Annotated in this window: 15 protein-coding genes; 5 read left to right on the top strand and 10 right to left on the bottom strand. The window is 69.7% G+C overall.

Annotated features, from left to right (window positions below; genetic code table 11):
* Nucleotides 1-4: 4 nt before the first annotated feature.
* A complete protein-coding gene (locus tag HNR07_RS10090; protein ID WP_184364552.1) occupies nt 5-1,816 on the bottom strand; it encodes a hypothetical protein in 1,812 nt (603 codons plus the stop codon).
* A gap of 341 nt (nt 1,817-2,157) precedes the next feature.
* On the opposite strand from HNR07_RS10090, the gene HNR07_RS10085 reads away from it, so the two are divergent.
* The 3 genes from HNR07_RS10085 to HNR07_RS10075 all read left to right on the top strand — a co-directional run bounded on the left by HNR07_RS10085 (nt 2,158) and on the right by HNR07_RS10075 (nt 4,970).
* Complete coding sequence (locus HNR07_RS10085; RefSeq protein WP_184364551.1) at nt 2,158-2,583, top strand: SgcJ/EcaC family oxidoreductase; 426 nt, start codon at nt 2,158-2,160, stop codon at nt 2,581-2,583.
* A gap of 131 nt (nt 2,584-2,714) precedes the next feature.
* The gene (locus HNR07_RS10080; protein ID WP_184364550.1) at nt 2,715-3,383 is read left to right on the top strand and encodes a DUF899 domain-containing protein; all 669 of its coding nucleotides are present in this window, start codon (nt 2,715-2,717) and stop codon (nt 3,381-3,383) included.
* Nucleotides 3,384-3,389: 6 nt separating this feature from the next.
* Nucleotides 3,390-4,970, top strand: a complete 1,581-nt coding sequence (locus HNR07_RS10075) for an MFS transporter (protein ID WP_184364549.1) — start codon at nt 3,390-3,392, stop codon at nt 4,968-4,970.
* Nucleotides 4,971-5,033: 63 nt separating this feature from the next.
* Here HNR07_RS10075 and HNR07_RS10070 read toward each other — a convergent pair whose 3' ends face one another.
* Nucleotides 5,034-6,596, bottom strand: coding sequence for a GMC family oxidoreductase (locus HNR07_RS10070; RefSeq protein ID WP_184364548.1), 1,563 nt, complete (start codon nt 6,594-6,596; stop codon nt 5,034-5,036).
* Nucleotides 6,597-6,627: 31 nt separating this feature from the next.
* A complete protein-coding gene (locus tag HNR07_RS35880; protein WP_184364547.1) occupies nt 6,628-7,806 on the bottom strand; it encodes an acyl-CoA dehydrogenase family protein in 1,179 nt (392 codons plus the stop codon).
* A 277-nt stretch (nt 7,807-8,083) separates the two neighbouring features.
* Between HNR07_RS35880 and HNR07_RS10060 the strand changes: the two genes are divergently transcribed.
* Both HNR07_RS10060 and HNR07_RS10055 read left to right on the top strand, forming a co-directional pair.
* Complete coding sequence (locus HNR07_RS10060; protein ID WP_312893719.1) at nt 8,084-8,551, top strand: SgcJ/EcaC family oxidoreductase; 468 nt, start codon at nt 8,084-8,086, stop codon at nt 8,549-8,551.
* A 60-nt stretch (nt 8,552-8,611) separates the two neighbouring features.
* Nucleotides 8,612-9,064, top strand: a complete 453-nt coding sequence (locus HNR07_RS10055) for an SgcJ/EcaC family oxidoreductase (protein WP_184364544.1) — start codon at nt 8,612-8,614, stop codon at nt 9,062-9,064.
* A 158-nt stretch (nt 9,065-9,222) separates the two neighbouring features.
* On the opposite strand, the gene tpx is transcribed toward HNR07_RS10055, so the two are convergent.
* The 7 genes from tpx to HNR07_RS10020 form a co-directional block, all read right to left on the bottom strand.
* Nucleotides 9,223-9,741: a thiol peroxidase gene (gene tpx / locus HNR07_RS10050; RefSeq protein WP_184364543.1), complete on the bottom strand. Its 519-nt coding sequence runs from the start codon at nt 9,739-9,741 to the stop codon at nt 9,223-9,225.
* A gap of 54 nt (nt 9,742-9,795) precedes the next feature.
* Nucleotides 9,796-10,788: an NAD-dependent epimerase/dehydratase family protein gene (locus tag HNR07_RS10045; RefSeq protein ID WP_184364542.1), complete on the bottom strand. Its 993-nt coding sequence runs from the start codon at nt 10,786-10,788 to the stop codon at nt 9,796-9,798.
* Between the two features lie 2 nt (nt 10,789-10,790).
* Nucleotides 10,791-12,137: a nucleotide sugar dehydrogenase gene (locus HNR07_RS10040; RefSeq protein ID WP_184364541.1), complete on the bottom strand. Its 1,347-nt coding sequence runs from the start codon at nt 12,135-12,137 to the stop codon at nt 10,791-10,793.
* 78 nt (nt 12,138-12,215) lie between these two features.
* Nucleotides 12,216-13,520 carry a lipopolysaccharide biosynthesis protein RfbH gene (rfbH, locus tag HNR07_RS10035; protein WP_184364539.1) on the bottom strand — a complete coding sequence of 435 codons (1,305 nt, stop codon included), beginning with the start codon at nt 13,518-13,520 and terminating at the stop codon, nt 12,216-12,218.
* A gap of 40 nt (nt 13,521-13,560) precedes the next feature.
* Complete coding sequence (locus HNR07_RS10030) at nt 13,561-14,631, bottom strand: glucose-1-phosphate thymidylyltransferase (protein ID WP_184364538.1); 1,071 nt, start codon at nt 14,629-14,631, stop codon at nt 13,561-13,563.
* The gene (locus tag HNR07_RS10025) at nt 14,628-15,788 is read right to left on the bottom strand and encodes a DegT/DnrJ/EryC1/StrS family aminotransferase (RefSeq protein WP_184364537.1); all 1,161 of its coding nucleotides are present in this window, start codon (nt 15,786-15,788) and stop codon (nt 14,628-14,630) included. The genes HNR07_RS10030 and HNR07_RS10025 overlap by 4 nt, the downstream gene beginning before the upstream one ends.
* Nucleotides 15,785-17,119: a nucleotide disphospho-sugar-binding domain-containing protein gene (locus HNR07_RS10020; RefSeq protein WP_184364536.1), complete on the bottom strand. Its 1,335-nt coding sequence runs from the start codon at nt 17,117-17,119 to the stop codon at nt 15,785-15,787. The genes HNR07_RS10025 and HNR07_RS10020 overlap by 4 nt, the downstream gene beginning before the upstream one ends.
* Nucleotides 17,120-17,133 lie beyond the last annotated feature (14 nt).

The following is a 17,133-nucleotide window of genomic DNA, read 5'->3' as shown; positions in this document are numbered from 1 at the left end:
GGAGTCAGCCGGCCAGCCGCAGGGCGCGCTCGATCGTCTGCTCCAGGGAATTGCCGTCGGAATCGGTGAGCCCGGCTCGCAGGGAGAGGTACTCGGCCCCGTGCCGGGGGAGCCGGATGATCGCGGTGTACGCACCGGTCCCGTGCGGTACGACCCGGGCCGGCTCCCAGGTGCGGCCGTCGTCGGTCGATGACTCGATGGTCAGCTCCTCGACGGTGCCAGCCGCGGATCCGGGCTGTGAGTCGACGGAGAGCGGGAGGCGGAGCACACCTCGGGCGTGCGCCGAGTTCCACTCGTCGACCTCCGGCTGGTAGCGAACGACCCAGAGGGGCAGGCGTTGCGGTTCCGCCCCCGGTTCGGTGGAGGCGACCGTCCAAGCGGCCTCCACCCGGGTGGACAAGTCAGACACGGACGGACGCGAGGTACGGCTCTCCAACCGCAGCTCACTCGTGCCGGGGAGCAGTTCGGCGCTCAGGTGCCCGGTCTCCGACTCCGCGACGAGTCCACCGTCCTGGTAAAGCCGGATCGAGGCGGAGTCGGTCCGCGAACCACCTTGGTGCATGTCCTGGTCGGAGTACATGGGCATGCCGAACCACAGCTCGTTGCCGGTCCGTACGGCGTGCTCGGACCACAGGAACATGGGCCCCACCACCGCGGCGTTCCACCGTTCCTCGTACTGGTGCCCCGCCTCGTAGGAGCGTGCCACCGAACCGAGCGCGGTGACGTCCTCGACCCGCCCGGCCTCGTTCTCGCGGTTCTCTCCGAACGCGCTGCTCCACTCTGCGTCTCCGGGCTCCAGCAGATGGGTGGTGGAGGAGGGGAGCGCGTGCGGCAGGAAGAGAGTCGCCGTGTGGTCCACACCGGGCGCCGTGCCGAATATCGCCTTCGTCGCTCCGTTCCCCGGGGTCTGCGACAGGTGTTCGGCGGTGACGGAGGCCAGGTCTTCCGGTTCCACCGTCCTGTCGTAGCCGGTGGGGAAGGAGCCCTCGATGGTGTCCAGAAGGTGATAGGTGCTCGGTGAGCCGAGGTAGGAGCCGTCGGTGTTCGGGTGTGCCCAGGTGGAGGCGACGAAAGAGGTGAGGCCCTCGGTCCCTCCCTGAGTACCCTCATCCGGTTCGACCCCGGCCGTGTACAGGCCGGAGAAGTCGTCACCCCTGAGGGAGACGCTCACCGGGACGGCACCCGTCCGGTTCCCCACCCCGACCTCCACCAAGACCGCCTCTGCTCGGGGGTCCCCCAGGACGGTCCCGACGGGTCTGGTCGTGGTGGCGTCCATACGCAGTTCGGTGTCCCCGTCGAGCACGAGGAGGGTGCGCACCAGCCGGTGCCAGTCGGCATCGGGGTCGTCGAAATCGGTGATGTCGGTGACCAACATGTAGCGGCCCTCCGGGAGGTCGAATCTGACCTCAGCCGCATCCGCTCCGAACTCCACCAGTTGCTCGTCCAGCCCGAAGACCATGGAGGCCGCCTCGTCGGTGGTCTCACCGTCCGGCCCCGTGTGGTGGACGGTGAGCGAGTGGCAGGCCTCCCGTCCCTCTCCGCAGCCCCGATCCGCCGAGGGCAGGGGGGCTGGCGCCCCCTCGGTCAGCTCGTAGGCCCCGGCGGCGCCCTCGGCCGCGGAGACCGAACCGTGGACGTCCGACGGCAGCACGTAGGAGCGGTCACCGAGGCGAACGGTAGTGAAGCGGGTGCCGTCGCGCCCCTCACCGGGGTCCACGGATACGGCTCCTGACTCCGGTAGCCGTCGAACGGTGTCGCCGGTCGGCAGCAGGGTCTCCCCGACGGCGGGTGCTCCGGTACCGGGAGGGTCGGACACGGCTGGCCGGGAATCGGAGCTGGCGTTCGCGGAGGGAAGGAGAAGGGACACGACGAGGGCAGCGGTCACGAGGGCGGGGTTGCGCACGGCCCAGGGGGGCGAGGGCCGTGGAAGGCGGGAAGAGACGGTCACTTGCGTTCCTCTCCGGTTCGGGGCAGGGGACGTCCGGAGCCATCCTGAGGCCATCGGGGCCGTTCTGGCTTCCTCCCGCTTGTGCGCCCGCTACCCGGTGGCCCTCCCAGCAAGAGAGGAGACGTCCGCTTCCGTGACCGGCACAAGCATGGGGGGCAGACGGCGGGCGCTCACGCCCACCGGAGCCAGCAGGAGAGGAGAACCAGCACATGGTCCAGGACAAGGACACGGTGTGGGGCGGCAGTGACGAGGAAGCGGCAGTGCGGGCGGTCGTGAGGGGGGTGGAGGCCGCTTGGGCGGATAACGACGCCGACGCGTTCGCGAACCACTTCGACGAGGGCGCCGCTCTCATCGGTGACGCCTACATGCGCGGACGGGAGGGAATCCGGGGGTTCATGGCCCAGGGGTTCGAGGGCCCTTACAAAGGGACCGGTGTCGTGGTCGAGCCCCTGGACGTCAGGTTCGTGGGCGAGGGCGTCGCCCTGGTCTTCACCCGTGGCAGGGTCGAGGTTCCGGGACTCCCCCCCGAGACAGCCGATCTGGCCTTCTTCGCTACTTGCGTGATGGTCCGCCGGGACGGCGGGTGGCTCATCGCCGCCTACCAGAACTCCAAGGCCACCAGCACCGAACTCTGACGGCCCGGCGGGGCGCACCGTAAGCCGAACGGGCAGCCGATCGTAAGGGCGGGGTGACAGCGTGGAGACCAGCGGGCTGGTCTCCACGCTGTCACCGACCCGCTCCGGACCACCTTCTGACGGAGAACACCATGCGTATGCCTGATGCGGTCTCACCGGCCGAGTGGAACAAAGCGCACGAGGAGCTGATGGCCGCGGAGAAGGAGTTGACGCGGGCCCAGGACAGGCTGGCGGCCGAACGCCGACGCCAGCCCGGGGTCCGGATCGACGAGGGCCACGTGTTCGAGGGGGAGGGCGGGGAGTACTCCCTGACCGACCTCTTCCAGGGCCGCCGACAACTCATCGTCTACCACTTCATGCTCCCGCCGGGATCCGACCACCAGTGCGAGGGCTGCTCCATGTTCGTGGACAACCTCGGTGACCCGGCACACCTGAACGCCAGGGACACCACGCTCGCCCTCGTGTCCAGGGCCCCGTACCCGGAGATCGCGGCCGTCCGCGAGCGGATGGGGTGGACGGTGCCTTGGTACTCGTCGTTCGGCGGCGGTTTCAACGAGGCCATGGGGGTGACCGTCGGCGGGGGCGACAACTTCGGGCTGAGCGTGTTCATCCGAGATGACGCCGCCGTCTACCGGACCTATTTCACCGAGGGGCGGGGTGTGGAGAAGCTGGGTACGAACTGGAGCCTCCTCGACCTCACCCCGCTGGGCCGCCAGGAGCTATGGGAGGACAGCCCCGAGGGCGTCCCCCAGGACTCCCCCTACGCCTGGTGGCGCCTGCGCGACGAGTACGGGAGCTGAGAAGCCATGGTCGAGAACACGTCCGCGCCCACGGGTGCCGCACCCCGAGCGCACGCCAGGGACTGGATCGCGCTTGCGGTCCTCGCGCTCCCGACACTGCTGCTCTCCATCGACCTGAGCATCCTCCTGTTGGCCCTGCCGCACCTGACGGCGGACCTCGGGGCCACCGGGGTGCAGCTGCTCTGGATCACCGACATCTACGGATTCATGATCGCCGGTTTCCTACTGATCATGGGAACGCTCGGCGACCGGATCGGGTGCCGCAGACTCCTGCTCATCGGAGCTGTCCTCTTCGCCGTCGCCTCGGTGGCCGCGGCCTACTCCACCAGTGCCTGGATGCTCGTCTTCACCAGGGCGCTCCTCGGTATCGCCGGGGCGAGCCTGATGCCCTGCACGCTGGCCCTGGTACGGACCATCTTCCAGGACGCGCGCCAGCGGAGCGTCGCGGTCGCCGTCTGGATGAGCTGCTTCATGGTCGGGTTCGCCGTGGGGCCGATCGTGGGCGGTGTGCTCCTCCAGTACTTCTGGTGGGGATCGGTCTTCCTGGCCGGAGTCCCGGTCATGGTGCTGCTCCTGGCCGTCGGACCGTTCCTGCTGCCGGAGACCCCGGCCAAGGGCATGGCCCGTCTGGACCTGCCCAGTACCGCCCTGATCCTGGCCGCCGTGCTGCCGGTGATCTACGGGCTGAAGGAGATCGCCTCCGGCGGCCTCACGCCGGTTCCGCTGGCCGTCCTCACGTTCGGTGCGGTCATGGGTGTGCTGTTCGTGGTGCGTCAGCAGAGACTGAGTAATCCGCTGCTGGATCTGACCCTCTTCCAGAACCGGTCCTTCAGCGCGGCCCTGGTCGGCATCCTCATGGCTACCTTCACGGTGGCCGGCGTCTCCCTGTTCGTCACCCAGTACCTCCAGCTGGTCGCCGGGATGCCCCCATTGACCGCCGGCCTGTGGCTGCTCCCCGCCGCGGGCGGCATGATCCTCGGATCCATGTCCGCTCCCGTGCTGATCGAGTGGGTCCGTCCCGCCTACGTCATCGCCGCGGGCATGCTGTTCGGCGCTGCCGGATGCGTGCTCCTGGCCTTCGTGGGGCCGGTGGGCGGTCTCGGTCTGTTGGTGTTCGGCTACTCGCTCGTCTACTTCGGGACGGGCCCCATGGGGGCGTTGGGTACCGACCTGGTCGTCAGTTCGGCACCCGAGGAAAAGGCCGGGGCCGCGGCCGGGATGTCCGAGAGCAGCGGCGAGTTCGGCATCGCGCTCGGTATCGCTGTGCTCGGCAGTGTCGGTACCGCCGTCTATCAGAGCCAGATGTCCGGTACCCCCGGCGCGAGCTCCCTCGCCGGGGCGGGGGCTGCCGCGGAGTCCCTCCCAGCCGCCGAGGCCACGGCGTTGCTGGACACGGCGCGGGCAGCGTTCATGGACGGGCTGAACACGGTCTCCATCGCGGGCGCCGTGCTCCTGACCCTGTTCGCCCTGGTCATCACCCTGGCACTGAGGCACGTGCCGCCGGCCTCGGCTGGAGGGGACGGTGAGGGGAGCGAAGGCAAGGACGAGAGGGACGAGACGGGAGATGCTGTAGCGGAGCCCTCCTGAACCGGGCGGGGCCGCCGACACCGTGTCGGCGGCCCCGCGTTCGCGTGGTTGGGTTCGGCGGTCTCAGGCCTTGGTCGAAGCTCCGGCGACGCCGCGGACGAGGTCCGCGGCCCGTTCCGCGATCGTGATCGTCGCAGCGTTGGGGTTGCCCCGCACCAGGGTGGGCATGACCGAAGCGTCGGCGACGCGCAGGGCCTCCACCCCCCTGACCCGTAGGTCGGAGTCGACGACACGGCCCATCGCGCAGGTGGACGAAGGATGGTAGATGGAGTGCGCGTACATCCGTACGAACTCCCGCAGGTCGTCCGTCGACTCGGAGGCGGGGACCCGGTACGGGGTCTTCGTGTAGTCGCGCAGCGCGTCCTGCCGGGCGATCTCCAAGCCGATGCGCAGGGCCTCGACGGCCGAGTCCATGTCCTCGGGGGCGTCCAGGTAGTTGTGCACGATGCGCGGTTTGGCTGTGGGGACGTCGCTGGCCAGCTCCACCCTGCCCCGGCTCGCCGGGGTGAGCATGGACGGCCCGAATGAAAGTGCGTGCCCGGTCGGTGCGGCCAGGCCGCTGTCAGCGAACATGATGGGGGCGGTCAGGAACTCCACGTCGGGTGCGGGCAGGTCCGCGCGCGTTCGCACGAAACCGCCGACCTCCGGACCGTTGGACGTCATGGGACCGGACCGGTCCTCCTGGAAGCGACGGAGGTTCTCCGGTGAGCCGGCCGTGAGGAGACTGATCGGATGGTCGTGGGTGTAGACGAGGGGGAGCAGCAGGTGGTCCTGGAGCCCTGATCCCACGCCGGGAAGGTCGGCCACTACGCCGATACCCAGAGGTGTCAGGGCGTCGGCGGGACCCACCCCGGAGAGCATGAGCAACTGGGGCGAGTTGTACGCTCCGCCGCACAGCAGGACCTCGCGTTCGGCACGGATCACCTCCTCACCCGATTCGCCGCCCACGACGACCCCGGTGGCCCGCCCGTCCTCGATGAGGACGCGGTGGACGCCGGTACCGGTTCGTACGGTGAGGTTGGGCCGACCCGCGGCCGGGTGCAGGTACGCGGTCGCGGTGCTGCACCGCATGCCGTCCTTCTGCGTGAGCTGGAAGAAGCCGAAGCCGTCCTGTTCCTCTCCGTTGAAGTCGTCGTTGGCGGGGTGCCCCGCCTGACCCGCGGCCTCCAGGAAGGCCGTGGACATAGGGTTGCGGGAGCGGTTCTCGGAGACGGAGAGCGGACCACCGGTCCCGTGGAACCTCGACGCCCCCCGCTCGTTGTCCTCAGCGCGCAGGAAGTAGGGCATGAGGTCGTCGTAGGCCCACCCTTCCTGTCCCCAGCCGTCGAAGTCGGCTCGGTTGCCCCGGACGTAGATCATCGTGTTGATGGAGCTGGTCCCGCCGAGGACACGTCCTCTTGGCAGGTAGACCTTCCGGCGCCCCAGGTGTGGCTCCTCGTGCGTGTGGTAGTCCCAGTCCAGTTCGGTTCGGAACAGATGACCGAAGGTGGAGGGGACGTGGATTCTGTCGAAGGTGTCCGCGGGCCCCGCCTCGATAAGGCAAACACTGATGTCGGGGTCCTCGCTCAGGCGCGCGGCCAGCACACAGCCGGCCGATCCCGCTCCCACGATCACGTAGTCGAACAAGGTCGTACCGCCCTTCCGGGGAGACTCGTCGTCAGACGTAGAGGGTGTTGGGTTCGAGCCCGCAGAGCACGCGTCCGTAGAGCTCGAAGCCGGTTTCGGGGTACATCAGCGCGTGCAGGTTGAGCGCGCCGACATCACGAACGATCCGCTGCATCGGAACGTCGGTGTACACGGACCGGCCGCCGCTCGCCTCACCGAGGACGGTCACCGTCTCCTTGGCCAGCTTGCACACGGCTGCCACGTCCACCCGGCAGCGGGCTCTCTCCCGCAGCGACCACTCCTCTCCCAACGCGCCCTTGCCGTCGAGCAGCCGTGCGGTGCGCTCGCCGTGGAAACGCGCCTGATCGGTCTTCAGGGAAGCCTCCGCGACCTGCAGGTGGGTGATCGGTGCGTCGACCTGCCGTGCGTAGTCGGTGTAGGTGATGCCGCGCTCCCCGGCACGCTCCAGGAAGAGCTCCAGCGCCGCCTCGGCCAGGCCGGTCGGCGTTCCCACCGACGCGGCGGCCGCCACGGCCAGCAGGGGCGCCCGGTACATCGGCAGTTCGCGGTTGGCCTCAGAGGCGGACTCGCCCTTCAACACGGACATGAGGGGGAGCACCCTCTCGGCGGGAACGAAGACGTTCTCGGCCACGGTGCTCACGCTCCCGGAGCCCCGGAGCCCCACCGCGTGCCAGTCGTCCATGATCCGCAGGTCCGACATGGGCACGAGGGCCACCACGGGGTAGCGGTCCGCGCCGTCCGGTGTCGGGGCCAGCGCGATGACCTCCTGCCAGTGGCTGTTCGGGGCCCCGCTGATGAATCCCCAGCGGCCGTTCACGGTGAAGCCGCCCTCGGTGGGCTCCGCCATGGCGCTGGGGCTGAGGGTTCCGCAGACGCGTCCGCCGTGAGTGGAGAAGACCTCCTCCTGTACGTGGTCGGGGAACATGCCGACCATCCAGGTGGGGATCCACGAGACGGACGCGGTCCAGGCGGTGGCGCCGTCCGCGTGCGCCAGCGCGGCAGCGACCTCCGCCATGGTCAGGGCGTCCGACTCGTAGCCGCCGTACCTGGCCGGTACGCGCATACGGAAGACGCCCGTCTCGTCGAGGGCCTCGACCACCTCGTCGTGCAGCCTCCTGTTCTCCTCCTGCCAGGGCGCGTGCCTGCGCACGAGGGGCTGCACGGCCCGCGCGCGCTTGACGAGCTCTTCTCGGTCCGGGGTGTTCTGCACCGGTCGCTCCTTCCAGCTTTGGGGTCCGGCCGCCTTCCGCACGGTTTGCGTTCACACGGAAGGACCGGGGCTCTTCGGAGAATCGCACCTTTTCCCGCGCGAAACGACTTCTCCATTGCGGCTGTCAGACGGCCCATTTCCACGCGTGGCAGCAGCACAATCCAGGAGACGTTCGGTTTCCGTTTCGCGGAGAAAATGGGGGAACGGAAAAGGTCCGGTCCCCGGGACGGGGGCGGGCCGTATCCGGATCGAGAGCGAAACGATCATGGAGGTACCCGTGTCGACCAAGGCACCAACCAAGTCCGCGAGCACGGACGACTACTACGGCCCCTTCACCTCCGACCGTGAGAAGGAGGTCCTGGGCGTCCCCCTCAAGCTGGTCGCCGCCTGGGCGGAGAACGACGGGGACAAGGTCGCCGACACCTTCGTCGAGGACGGCGTCATGATCCTCCCCGGTGACGTCTACAAGAAGAACCGCGAGGAGATCCGCGCGTTCATGACCGCCGCGTACGCGGGGCCGTTCAAGGGGACCGGAGTAACCGGAAAGCCCGTGGACGTGCGCTTCGCCGCCGACGACGTCGCTCTGCTGCGCACTCACGGCGGCATCCTCGCCCCGGGCAAGACCGAGATCGATCCCGAGTTGGCCGTCCGCTCGACCTGGGTCCTGGTCCGTAGGGATGGGCAGTGGAAGCTCGCCGCCTACCAGAACAGCCCCCGCGGCGAAGGCGCGACCCTCCGCTGGTAGCAGGCCGCGTACCAAGACCACCGCAGAGTCCGGCCGAGCGGCCGGGAGAGGAGAACACCGATGGCTAACGACGCCGCCTCGCTCGTCGCCCAGGCGAAGGAGTGGGCCGGAAGTTACGGACCCTTCCCCAACGGTGAGGAGGGTGCCGCCCTGAGCGCGGTCCTCCGCGCCCGGGCGTCATGGGAGGCAGGAGACGCCGACGCGCTGGCAGACGTCTTCGTGGACGAGGGCAGCCTGCTCCTGGGGGACGACCAGTACACGAGCCGCGAGGAGATCCGTGCGGCGATGACTGAGGCGCTGTCCGGCGCCTACAAGGGCACCCGCCTGGTGGAGAGTCCCATCGACATGCGCTTCCTCGACGAGGGGACCGCGGTCGTCGTCACCGAGGGCGGGCTCGCCAGGGAGGGCCAGGAGTCCCCTTCGGCGGAGTACCGGTCGAGGACGGTGTGGATCTCCGTGCGCCGGGACGGTGAGTGGCGGCTGTTCTCCTACCAGTCCAGCCCTGTGGCCTGACCGAGGAGCCGTGAACGGATGGGAGGGGGCGGTCCAGGACCGCCCCCTCCTTCGTGGTCTGCCCGAGGCGGACGGCCGCCGGGTGCGGTGGCTTCGGGGTCCGGACATCAGGGTGCGGGCCCGCGCCATTGCCGCGGGCCCGCACCCGAATCCGCTGCCTACAGGCAGTCGCGTACGGCCTTCAACACGGCCTCGTGGTCGGCGGGTCCGTCGGACGCGTCCACGTACTGCGCGTGCCGCACCGTGCCCCCGGCGTCCACCACGAACAGGGCTCGGGAGAGCAACCGCAGTTCCTTGACGGCCACCCCGTAGGCCAGGCCGAAGGAGAGGTCCCGGTGGTCCGAGGCGACGATCCCCTCCAGCCCGGAGGCCCCGCACCAGCGCCGCTGGGCGAAGGGCAGATCCACGGAGAGGGTCAACAGCTCAGCACCGGGCAGAGCGGCTATCTCGGTACCGAGGAAACGGGTCTGCCGGTCACAGACCGGGGTGTCCACCGACGGCACGGAACACAGCACCCGCACGGTGTCCGGGGCCCAGGAAAGCCCCACAGCCTCCATGTCGGGGCCCACGGCGGTGAAGTCGGGCGCCTGTTCGCCCACACGTACCCCCCTTCCCAGCAGGGTCACGGGACGACCCCGGAAGGTGGTCCCTCCGGGCCTTTCGATCGTGGTGTCCAATGTCGGGCTCCTCTTTCTGTACGGCGCTCATCGCCAGGGGTGATCCGAGGGGCGCTACTGCGCACCCGTGTCCGGCCGGTCCAGCCACTCGGGTGCGGACCGCGCCCAGGTGATGGTCTTCTCCAGTCCTTCGCGCAGCGGGGTTCGGTACTCCCAGCCCAGGAGCTTGCGCGCCTTCGCGGTGTCGGGAATCCGCCGTCCGAGATCCTCGTACTCCGTGCCCAGGCCGGCACCCGTGTCCACGCCGCGCACAGGCACGGTCCCCCCGGTGAGTTCGCTGATCAGAGCGGCGACCTCGGACACGGTGTTCTCCCGGTGACTGCCGATGTTGAACGCCTCGCCGAGCGCGGCCGGGGCGGTGCCCGCAGCCAGCGTCGCCTCTACCGTGTCCGCGACGAACGTCATGCACCTGGTCTGACGACCACCGTCGTACACGGTCAGGGGGAGGCCGTTCAGCGCCCGGTGCACCAGGCGGCTCACCAGGTAGGCGGGCCGCTGGCCCGGCCCGTAGGCGTTGAAGTAGCGCACGATCGACACCGGCAGACGGCGCTGGGAGGCGAAACCGAAGGCCAGGTGCTCGGCCAGGGCCTTACTCGTCCCGTAGCTCCACCTCGCGCGTGAGGTCGCCCCGAGCACCCTGTCGTCGTCTTCTGACCATGGGACGGACGGGTTCTTGCCGAATACCTCGCTGGTGCTGGCCATCACCACCCTGGCCTCCGCCCGGGCCGAGGCCTCCAGGACGTTGCGGGTGCCGGTGAAGTTGATGTCGATGACGTCCAACGGCCTGGCCAGGTACTGGTCGACGCCCACGACGGCGGCCAGGTGGTACACGACGTCCACGCCCCGGCGGATCGCGCGGGCCACATGGTCCGGATCCCGCACGTCCCCGTGGATCCTGGCCGCCCCGGCGCTCTCCGGCGGGGACGGCGCACCCGTGGCCCGGTCCAGGACGGTGACCCCGCACCCCTGCTCCAGGAGGCGAGCCACCAGGTGCCGTCCGATGAACCCGTCACCGCCCGTGACGACCGCGTGCGTGCTTGCGGACATGTCTACCTCCCGATCCCGCGGTACACGAACCCGGAGGCGCGCAGGCGTTCCACGTACTCGCGGGGCAGGTGCGCACGACCGTCGAAGAACAGGCAGGGGCGGGGGACCGGTAGGGCGGTGAGGTCCACCGCCGCCAGTTCCCGGTGGTAGGCCAGGACCGCGACACAGTCCGCGTCGGCCACCGCCGCCTTCAGGGAGGGGGCTGGCTCACGGCCAAAAACCCTCAGAGCCTCCCCCGGATCGACGAGGGGGTCGAACAGGACCACGTCCGTGCCGGCCTTTTCCAGGTGGGTGACGAACGGGAGGGCCGGCGTCTCGCGAAGGTCGCCCGTGTCGTTCTTGAACGACAAGCCCAGGACCGCGACCCGGTTCCCCTCTCGGTGGTGGCCCATACGCTCCAGTTCGGCGAGCACGGTGTCCGCGGCGTGGTCGGGCATCGCGGCGTTGGCCTCCCGCCCGGCCACAGGCGTACCCAGCTCCAGGCCCCGCTCACGGGCGGAGTGCCACACCATCCACGGGTCCTTGGTCAGGCACGAACCGCCCACCCCCACGCTGGGCGTGAGCACGTTGATCGTCCCCGACCCCTTGGGCACGGTGTTCGCGGCGGGGATGACCTCATGAGCGTCCACCCCGAAGAGCTCGCAGTACCGGGCCAGTTCGTTGGCCATCGCGATGTTGAGGTCGATCCACCAGTTGTCGGCGAGTTTGACGATCTCCGCCGCCTCGGGAGAGCCGACAGTGATGACCTCGACTCCCAGGCCCCGGCGCCAGAAATCGGCGGCCGCACGTGTGCTCTGCGCCTCCAGACCGCCCACGACCATCGGGAGTTCCCTGAGTTCGCGCATCGCCGTGCCCTCAGCCAGGCGCTCCGGGGCGAAGGCCAGGCCGAAGTCCTCACCCGCGACCAGTCCGGAGCGCTCCAGGCAGGCGCGGACCCGACCCGAAGTGGTTCCCGGGGGGACTGTGCTCTTGACGATCACCAGCTGATCTCGCCTGAGGTGACGGCTGAGTTCGTCGCAGGCCCGGGCGAGCTGGTCGACGGCCAGGGAACCGTCCTCACGCACCGGTGTCCCCACGGTGATGAGCACCGTGTCGGCCTCTCCGACCGCTCTCTGATCGGGTAGGAAACGCACGCGTTCCGCTTCCAGCCCCCTGGCCAGGCTCTCCGGGAGCCCCTCCTCGCGGAAGCGGCAGTGCCCGCGCGCGAGCTCGTTCACCAGTGTCGTGTCGGTGTCGACGCCGATGACGTCGTGCCCCCGGTCCGAGAGGACCCCGGTGAGGCATGATCCGACGTAACCCAGGCCGATCACCGCCACGGTGGGGCGTCTGTCAAAGGTGTTCCAACGCATGGTCTACCTCGTGTGTGGTGTGGTGTGTGGGGGCGCCCGCGCCGGAGGCCGCGACTCCACCGGGGCGCTGTGGGAGGATCAGCGCCGCGATGCGACGAACTCCTTGACGGAGGAGACGACGTAGTCGATCATCTCTTCGGTCAGGCCGGGGTAGACACCCAGGTGGAAGGTGCTTTCCATGACCTTGTCGCTGTTGACCAGGGGCTCCGCCAGACGGCGGGGCCGGTTCGTGTAGGCCGGGTGGCGCAGGAGGTTCCCCGCGAACAGGCGCCGGGTGCCGATCCTGCGGTCCTCCAGGAAGCCGACCAGGTCGGCTGAGTCGAAGGGGGCGTCGTCGGTGACGGTGAGGACGAATCCGTACCAACTGGGGTCGCTGTCGGCGGTCGCCTCGGGCAGCAGCAGGTGTGGTACTCCGTCCAAACCTTCGCGGAGCCGCGCCCAGTTGGCGCGCCGGGCCGCGCAGAAGCCGTCCATCTTGCCGAGCTGGGACAGGCCCAGTGCGGCCGCGGTGTCGGTGGTTTTGAGGTTGTATCCCACGTGTGAGTAGATGTACTTGTGGTCGTAGCCCTCGGGGAGCTCACCCATCTGCCAGTCGAACCTCTTGAAACACGTGTTGCTCTGCCCGGGAGGGCACCAGCAGTCGCGTCCCCAGTCGCGCAGGGACTCCACGATCCGCGACAGCGTCAGGTCGGAGGTCAGCACGCAGCCGCCCTCGCCCATGGTGAGATGGTGGGCGGGGTAGAAACTCACTGTGGCGAGGTGCCCGAACGTACCGGTGTAGCTGCCCCTGTAGCGGGACCCGAGCGCGTCGCAGTTGTCCTCGATGAGGAACAGGCCCCGATCGGCCGCTATTCGGGCGACCTCCTCCACCTCGTAGGGGTTGCCCGCCGTGTGGGCGATCGCGATCGCCCGGGTACGCGGCCCGATAGCCCGTTCCACCCGCTCGGCCGTGGTGTTGTACGTACCGAGTTCGATGTCCGTGTACACCGGGACGAGCCCGTTCTGGAGGATCGGGTTCACCGTGGTGGGGAAGGCCGCGGCCACGGTCACCACCTCGTCGCCCGGCACGAGGGCCCGCTCACCGAGCTGGTGCGACGTGAGCGCGGTGACCGCGAGGAGGTTCGCGGAGGAGCCGGAGTTGGTCAGGTGCGCCTTGCGCACGCCGACCTTGCGTGCGAGTGCCGACTCGAACTTGCGTGCGCTGCTCCCCGAGGCGATGCGCATGTCGAGCGCGGCCTCGACGAAGGCGGCCCGGTCATCGGCGTCCAGAACTGCTCCGGACGGCCATATCTCGGTCTCTCCAGGGACGAACGCCCCGGATCCCTCCTCCTGCCGGTGGTAGGCCCGAACGGCATTGAGGATCTCGGTCTTCGACTCGCCCATGACGGGGCACCCTGTCCCTTCCAATCGTGTGCTTGCTGCCTCAGATGCCCAGCTCGATGCGGGTGTGGTCCCCGACGACGAACCGGTGTCCGCCAGCGGGACCCGGCCGGGACCGGACCGTGGAGTCCGCGCCGATCAGGCAGCCACGCAGCGGCGCGGGGCCGTACACCCTGGCGCCGTTCAGGACCACGCTGTCGGCCAGGTCCGCTCCGGAGAGCGAACAGCCCCCGCCGACCGACGTCCACGGCCCCACAGCAGAGTCCTCCACCACGGTTCCGGGGCCGATCCACACCGGCCCGCGCACGGTGGACCGCACGATGCTCGCGCCCCGGCCGAGCCGTACCGGGCCGGTGACCCTGCTCGACTCGTCGACGCCGTCCTGCGGAAACGGGCAATCGAGGAGGCCCAGGACATGGCGGTTGGCCGCCAGGACGTCCTCCGGGCGGCCCACGTCGGCCCAGTACCCCGTGTACTCGCTCGCGGTCACGCCGTAGCCGCGCTTGAGCAACCACTGCACCGCGTCAGTGATCTCCAGCTCCCCGCGACGGCTCGGAGCGATGGCCCGGACGGCTTCGTGGACGGCGCGGGTGAAGAAGTAGACACCGATGACGGCCTGGTTCCCCATCGGTTCCCTGGGCTTCTCCACCAGGCGGATGACCTTGCCGTCCTCTCCCGTCTCCACGACGCCGAAGGCACTCGGGTCCGCTACCCGCTGCACCGCCACGTGGGCGTCCGACCCGCGGGCCGCGAACTCCTCGGCGAGCCCACCGATCCCCTCCGGGAGGAGGTTGTCCCCCAGGAACAGGACGAAGTCCTCCTCCCCGAGGAAGCCCCGGGCCATCCGAACGCAGTCGGCCAGGCCCCGGGGCTGCCCCTGGTGGATGTAGGTGATCCGCACCCCCAACTCGGAGCCGTCCCCGAGTTCGTGCCGGACGAGGTCAGCGCCCTCGCCGGTGACGACCCCGATGTCGACGATCCCCAGGTCTCGCACGCTCCGGACCGCGTACTCCAGGACCGGGAGCCCGGCGACCGGTAGCAGCTGTTTGGGTAGCGTGTGGGTGAGCGGGAGCATGCGTGACCCGGACCCGCCCGCCAGGATGAGCGCCCTCATGGCCTGCCCCCCTTCGCCTCGGGTCGCCCCGTGACAGAGGAGACCAGTTCCTCGGCCACGTGTTTGACGTCGCCGTCGGAGAGCCCTTGGTGCTGAGGCAGCAGAAGGGTCCGCTCCGCAGCCTCCTCCGCGCCCGGCAGCCGGACCCCCTGCGCCCCGTAGGCGGGTACCCGGTGCAGCGGCGCGTACCGGAACGTGGTGTAGACGCCCCGCTCCAAGAGGTCGGCCGCCACCCGGTCCCGTTCTCCGGGCTCCAACCGCACCCAGTGGAAGTAGTGTGACGAGGTGTGTCCTTCCGGCACCGGGGGCGGGCCCTCCAAGCCCTCCACACCGGAGAGCGCCCGGTCGTAGAAGGAGGCGATCTCGCGCCTGCGCGCAACGAACTGGGGCAGTCGCCTCAGCTGCACGAGGCCGATCGCCGCGGTCAGGTCGTTGCCCACCACACGTCGGCCGAAGGCCTCCACGTCCAGTTCCCACCACCGGCGCGAGACCGAGCGGGACGCGCTCATGCCGCTCTGGTGGCGCAGGCCGTGGTAGGCGAGTCGCCGAGCCCGGTCAGCCGCATCCGGATCTCGCACCACGACCATGCCGCCGTCACCCGTGCTGAGGACCTTCATCGCGTCGAAGCTCCAGACCGCGACGTCGCCGAAGGTCCCACAGGCGCGCTCGCCGACCCGTGAGGCCACGGCGCACGCCGCGTCCTCCACGAGTCGCACGCCGCGTGCCTCGCACATCGCGGCGATCCGCTCCACGTCGCCGGGCAGGCCTCCGTAGTGCAGGAGCATCACTGCCCGGGTGCGGTCGGTGAGCGCGCGTTCGACGTCCTCCGCGGTGGGGTTGAGGGTGCGGGGGTCCACGTCGCAGAAGACGGCCCGTGCCCCCGCCGAGCAGACGGCGTTCGCCGCGCCGACGAAACTCACACTGGGGAGTACGACCTCGTCTCCGGGGCCCAGCCCCAGGACCTCCACCGCGAGGAAGAGGCCCGCGGTCGCCGAGTTGACGAACAGCACGGTGCGCGGATCGACCCCCAGGTGTTCGGCGAAGGCGGCCTCGAAGGCGGTGGTCCGCTCGCCGAGCCCGGGCCAGGAGTCCTCGAACACCGACGCGACGGCGGCGAGCTCGTCCGGGCCCAGGGCCGGTTGGAACACGTTGATCATGGGGTGCCCTTGTACAGTCCGGTCAGTTCGACCAGGGCCGCGACGACAGCCGACGGGGCAGGGGACGCCAGGATCTCGGCTCGGACGCGGTCGGCGCCCCGACGGAAGGCGGGGTCCTTCAACACCCGGCGCAGACTCTCCCGCATGTCCTCCACGGTCTGTGTCCTATGGTCCAGACGCAGCCCCGCGTCCCGGGAGGTGACGTATTCGGCGGTGATCGAGGACTCGACGTGCTTGGACGCCTCCATCCCTTCTCCGGCCGCGGCGGTCACTCCGTGTTCGTCGTCGGAGTCCGTGATCAGCTGCGGCGTCCCCATCGCGGCTGCGGCCGCGAAGGTGCCGACGCCCCCGTGGTGGATGATCGCGTCACAGGTGGGAAGGAGCTGGTTCAGCGGGAGGTAGTCCACAGCCCGGACGTTCGATGGGACCGAGGCGCCTTCCAGCTGTGTGGCGTCCAGGGTCGCGACCACGTCCACGTCCAACCCGCCGAGCGCTTCCAGGAGGGCGGGGACGTGGCCCCAACCGCCCTTGAGGTACATGCGCTGGGACAGGCCCAGGGACAGGGCGACACGCGGTCGGTCGCCGCTCTGCCGCAACCACGACGGCACCGCGGCCTGCCCGGAGTACGGTACCCAGCGGACCGGAACGGCGGGCACACCGGTGGGCAGCCGCATCGCCTCCGGAAGCGGGTCCAGGGTCCACTGGCCCAGGAGCAGTTCCTCGTCCACCGCGACACCGTGGCGCCGCGCGCTCGGACCCACCGAGGCAGCCAGGGGCTCCTCCCCGGTGATGCCGGAGTCGGCGTCCTGGCGCGAACGGAACAGGTTCCTGCTCCAGCCGAAGTAGTCCTGGCCCCAGAGCAGTCGGGCGTGGGCGGCTCCGCTCGCCGCGGCGGCCACGGCTCCGATCGGCAAGCACGGGTCCCACAGGATCAGGTCGGGCTTCCAGTCCCGTGCGAAGGCGACCAGGTCGTCCACAGCACGGAAGCGGTCCTCATCAGCGGGTTCGACGGGGGAGAAATCCCAGATCGAGGGCAGCATGAAGTGGGTGAACACGTCCCAGGGGTCCCGCTCGTCCCCGGTGGGGGCCAGCGCCTCGGTGAGTTCTGCGACCTGGCGCCGTTCCTCGGGGTAGGGGTTTCCCGGGCCCATGGGGATCATGTCCGGGTTGCCGACCGAGACTGCGGGGAGCCCGACGGCGACGGTCTTCTCCTGGAGCGCGTGGTGCGAGACGACGCGGACCTCGTGCCCCTCCGCCTGGAGGGCCCAGGCGAGGGGGACGAGCGGGTACAGGTGGGCGGCATTGGGCCAAAGACAGAAAACGACTCTCATGGGTCCGTTCCAAC

The sequence above is a fragment of the Nocardiopsis metallicus genome (assembly GCF_014201115.1).
GTDB classification, from domain to species: domain Bacteria; phylum Actinomycetota; class Actinomycetes; order Streptosporangiales; family Streptosporangiaceae; genus Nocardiopsis; species Nocardiopsis metallicus.
Note: the sequence above shows the minus strand (reverse complement) of the source record. Positions and strands in the feature narration are given on the sequence as shown.